Here is a 4,404-nt window from a genome sequence, read left to right on the forward strand (position 1 = left end):
TATACGGCGTATCGAGACGCTGCTTGCGCAGACCATCCCAGACAAAACGGGTCTTATCGGAAATCCATTCCTCGTTCACGCCGTCATGGTTGCGCGGCAAAAAGCGCATCACTTCGCGGCCTTTGGTATCCACCCGAATGTTCGACCCGAGCGCATCCATCACATCAATCGACTCAGTTTTGGTGAGCTCCCAAGGGCGCGCCGTAAACGCGTAAGGTTTTGACACCAACGCACCAACGGGGCACAGATCAATAATGTTGCCCTGCATGTTGCTGTCGAGCGTTTCGCCAAGATAGGAGGTAATCTCCGCATCTTCGCCGCGGCCCGTTTGACCCATCTGCGTGATACCCGCGACTTCGGTCGTGAAGCGCACACAGCGCGTGCAGGAAATGCAGCGCGTCATGTGGGTTTCAACCAATGGCCCAAGATCAAGATCTTCCGTCGCACGCTTTGGTTCGCGGAAACGAGAGAAATCAACGCCATAAGCCATCGCTTGGTCTTGCAAATCGCACTCACCACCCTGATCGCAAATCGGGCAATCGAGCGGATGGTTAATCAACAAGAATTCCATCACGCCTTCACGCGCCTTCTTCACCATGGGTGAATTGGTCTTCACCACAGGCGGTTGACCTTCTGGACCCGGGCGCAAATCGCGCACCTGCATCGCGCAAGACGCTGCAGGCTTTGGCGGGCCACCGACGACCTCAACAAGACACATCCGGCAGTTTCCGGCGATCGTCAGACGCTCGTGATAGCAGAAACGGGGAATTTCAATCCCCGCCTCTTCACAAGCCTGAATAAGGGTCATTGCCCCATCTACTTCGACTTCGGTCTCGTCGATGATGATCTTGCGTAGGTCAGACATCAGGTCTCACTTTGCTTTTAGTAGTACGCCAATTTGGCTACGTTTTGCGATTTCGGCGCGACCCAGACGGCACATAGAGGCCGCATCAGAGGTCGAAGCACCATTCTGTGCGAGATAAGCTTCGCCGCGCTTGCGCATCTTGGCCTTCTCGGTTTTGCTTTTGGTGTAACGGTTAATTTCGTCGTTCGAATACCCCTTTGCGCGCGCATCGCGTTTCAAGGAATTCAGAAAGCTCAGCGCCGTAAAGGTACGCGCGGAAATGCTGCCACAGCGATTGCGAATTTCATCCGCGATGCCAACGGCCAACAGACCTTCATTGATCTTGGTTTCGTTCTGCAAACCACCAGCTGCAACAGCAGGTGTGGACACCGCGAGGCTAACGGCAAAAAGGGAAACGATTACTTTAGATGTCATACGCATGTGAAAACTCCTGTCATGCAAACTGCTCGTGTGACATGGCCTTGTGCCAAATCACGGCCCAGACATGGGCTTTGAGCGGTTTGATATGCAATAACAGTGCTGTTTTTCATGGTATTTTTCATTCTGCACACCGTCCTTGGACAGTAAGCTTGTCATCAACGACACTTAGCGCAGTCGCTTCGGCATCGGGACTTGCGGTCCAAATGATGTCAGAGCTGCCATACTTGCGCACGCAGTAGCTCGTGCCTTCAAAGCGCGCCGCTTCGCGTGCGCCGTCCAGACCTTGGCTGACCGGAGCGGCCGTCGCAGTGAAATTGCGCTTTGCCTCTTTGTCCGCTTGCAAACGGCCAGAGTAACGCATGCCATCAAACAGAACCGCGTGCTGCGGATCTTCGCAAGCTGTCAAAGCGACTAGAGCCGCGCCAATTATAAACGCCGGCCTCATCATCGTGCTGCCACCGCGCGTGTTGTCCGACCCGCAACTTGCGCCTTGATACGATCTTCAATTTCATCACGGAAATTGTTGATCAAACCTTGGATCGGCCACGCCGCAGCATCGCCGAGCGCGCAAATTGTGTGGCCCTCAACCTGCTTGGTTACATCCCACAGCATATCGATTTCAGCTGGATCTGCATCGCCGCGCACCAGACGTTCCATGACGCGCATCATCCAGCCTGTGCCCTCACGGCAAGGCGTACACTGACCGCAGCTTTCGTGCTTGTAGAACTTCGCCAAACGCCAGATCGCTTTGATGATATCCGTGTCTTTATCCATGACAATCACCGCCGCCGTGCCAAGGCCAGAGCCGAGATCACCGCGCAGATAGTCGAAATCCATGATCGCATCGCGCATCTTTTCACCGCGCACACAGGGCACGGAAGACCCACCCGGAATAACCGCTTTCAGATTGTCCCAGCCGCCCTTGATGCCGCCGCAATGGGTTTCGATCAGCTCTTCAAATGAGATGCTCATCGCCTCTTCAACAACACAAGGGTTGTTCACATGACCAGAGATCGCAAAGAGCTTCGTGCCCGCATTATTCGCGCGGCCAAAACCAGAGAACCATTCAGGACCGCGGCGCAAGATCGTTGGAACGACCGCGATACTTTCCACGTTGTTCACAGTTGTCGGGCAGCCATAAAGACCCGCGCCCGCAGGGAATGGCGGCTTCATGCGCGGCATGCCCTTTTTGCCCTCAAGGCTTTCGAGCAATGCAGTCTCTTCACCGCAAATATACGCCCCTGCCCCATGGTGCAGGTAAATGTCGAAATCCCAACCGGATTTTGCAGCGTTCTTACCAACGAGACCCGCGTCATACGCTTCATCAATCGCGGCTTGCAGCGCTTCTTTCTCGCGGATGTATTCACCGCGAATATAAATATAGCAGGCATTCGCGTTCATCGCAAAGCTGGCAATCAAACAACCCTCGATCAGCGTATGCGGATCATGGCGCATGATTTCACGGTCTTTACATGTACCTGGCTCGGATTCATCGGCGTTCACAACCAGATAGCTCGGACGCCCGTCGCTTTCTTTCGGCATGAAGGACCACTTCAGACCCGTCGGAAAACCCGCGCCGCCGCGACCGCGCAGACCAGAAGCCTTCATCTGTTCGATGATCCACTCACGACCCTTTTTGATGATCGCAGCTGTGCCGTCCCAATGTCCACGCGCCTGCGCGCCCTTCAGCGTGCGCTCATGCATGCCGTAGAGATTGGTAAAAATGCGGTCCTGATCGGTCAGCATCTTATGATCATCCTTTCATGTTCTGACGCTTGCGCCAGATCTGATAAATAACAACCATCGACCACACCAATGCTGCGAGCACGGCAAAATCGATGAGCAGTGCGAACCGGCCGGGCATCCCGAGCATCGGTCCAAGCGCTTGGGCCACGATCCAAAACACCATCGATCCTGCAATCACAAGGGCCACTGTGCGCCCCTGCTTTGCCAATGCTGCTTCTGTTTCTTCGTGGCCCATTGCTTTGCTTTCTTAGTAAACAGACCCTTTGTCTACACGCTTGGAGAATTCCGTCTCCTCGCCCGCAGCCAAAAGCTTTGCCTGTTCAACCCATTTGTCACGCGTCGCGCGACCTTTGAAGCCTTGAAGGTTCGCGTTGACCCAAGCCATTTCTTGCTCGGTCCATGCCGCGATTTGATCGAAGTGGTAAACACCCATATCGTTGCAAACACCTTCAAGTTTCGGGCCAATGCCTTTGATCCGCTTAAGATCATCGGCGCCGCCTTCACGCGCAGCTGTCAGCAATTCAGGCTTTGTACCCTCGTCAGCACCTTCAATAATGCCGTCGCCATCGTAATCAGGCGTTGCCTCTGCCGCCGCCGCAGCTGCAGCCGCTTCCTTTTCAGCCTTACGCTGTGCTTTGCGCTTCGCTTGACGTTCCGCCTTCGCTTTAGCCGCCGCTTCTTCTTCTAGCGCAGCCGCTGCAGCAGCTTCTTTCTCAGCTTTGCGTTTCGCTTGGCGCTTGGCTTTGCGTTTTGCCGCGGCTTCTTCATCCGCAGCGGCCTTTGCTGCAGCCTCAGCTTCAGCCGCCGCATCTGCACCGGACGTGTCTTCAGCCGCAGGGGCTTCATACTTATATTCGCCCTTGCGCTCTGCAAGCTCAGCTTCGCCCGCAAGAGGTGCACTTGGCTTGATATCTGCCGCTGGCGCAGCACTTACGCTCGCAGATGCACCCGCTGCTTCAGCCGCGCTTGCTGTCTCTGCGCTCGCCGCTGTGTCCGCAGATGCGCTTGCATCTGCCGCCTCAGCTTTGGCCGCGGCAGGAGCTTCTGACGCCTTGCTGCTGGTTGCCGCTGCAACGCCAGCCGCCGCAGCGCCCGTAGCAACCGCAGCAGTCGCGCCCGCAGATGCTGACCGACGGTTCTGATCAACGGTCGGAACCGGTGCGCAGAATAGCCAGTTAAACAAAAGTCCCAACAGGACAAAGCCAACAAGACCCAAGAACAACGACGCACCAAATGATTTGGCGGCTACGCTCATGAGCATGATGAAAATGAATGCGCCCAACAGCGCGGCAATTGCCCAGCACCAGAAACGGCACTTAGGATCTTTCCCTTGATTAGTCATACGTTACACTCCCGTCGGTTTTTTTATCAGG

General features: G+C 55.4%; 6 protein-coding genes. All 6 read right to left on the bottom strand.

Going from position 1 to position 4,404, the window contains the following annotated elements:
* Positions 1-865 (bottom strand): NADH-quinone oxidoreductase subunit NuoG (gene nuoG, locus ABJQ89_RS16090; RefSeq protein ID WP_348497179.1); only part of this gene is annotated, 865 nt, incomplete at its 3' end.
* Between the two features lie 6 nt (positions 866-871).
* Complete coding sequence (locus tag ABJQ89_RS16095) at positions 872-1,285, bottom strand: DUF5333 domain-containing protein (protein ID WP_348497180.1); 414 nt, start codon at positions 1,283-1,285, stop codon at positions 872-874.
* 118 nt (positions 1,286-1,403) lie between these two features.
* Positions 1,404-1,691, bottom strand: coding sequence for a hypothetical protein (locus ABJQ89_RS16100; RefSeq protein ID WP_348497181.1), 288 nt, complete (start codon positions 1,689-1,691; stop codon positions 1,404-1,406).
* Positions 1,692-1,729: 38 nt separating this feature from the next.
* Positions 1,730-3,031, bottom strand: a complete 1,302-nt coding sequence (gene nuoF, locus ABJQ89_RS16105; RefSeq protein WP_348497182.1) for an NADH-quinone oxidoreductase subunit NuoF — start codon at positions 3,029-3,031, stop codon at positions 1,730-1,732.
* A 7-nt stretch (positions 3,032-3,038) separates the two neighbouring features.
* Positions 3,039-3,266, bottom strand: a complete 228-nt coding sequence (locus ABJQ89_RS16110) for a DUF5337 domain-containing protein (protein WP_348497183.1) — start codon at positions 3,264-3,266, stop codon at positions 3,039-3,041.
* Positions 3,267-3,278: 12 nt separating this feature from the next.
* Positions 3,279-4,373, bottom strand: a complete 1,095-nt coding sequence (locus ABJQ89_RS16115) for a hypothetical protein (RefSeq protein ID WP_348497184.1) — start codon at positions 4,371-4,373, stop codon at positions 3,279-3,281.
* Positions 4,374-4,404 lie beyond the last annotated feature (31 nt).

Origin of the sequence: Planktotalea sp. (assembly GCF_039984035.1) — a bacterium.
Taxonomy (GTDB): Bacteria; Pseudomonadota; Alphaproteobacteria; order Rhodobacterales; family Rhodobacteraceae; genus Planktotalea.

What these genes read in the sequence shown, in the direction of transcription:
- ABJQ89_RS16095 (WP_348497180.1), bottom strand. Translation starts at nt 1,285, where the DNA reads ATGCGTATGACATCTAAAGTAATCGTTTCCCTTTTTGCCGTTAGCCTC.
- nuoF (WP_348497182.1), bottom strand. Translation starts at nt 3,031, where the DNA reads ATGCTGACCGATCAGGACCGCATTTTTACCAATCTCTACGGCATGCAT.
- ABJQ89_RS16110 (WP_348497183.1), bottom strand. Translation starts at nt 3,266, where the DNA reads ATGGGCCACGAAGAAACAGAAGCAGCATTGGCAAAGCAGGGGCGCACA.
- ABJQ89_RS16115 (WP_348497184.1), bottom strand. Translation starts at nt 4,373, where the DNA reads ATGACTAATCAAGGGAAAGATCCTAAGTGCCGTTTCTGGTGCTGGGCA.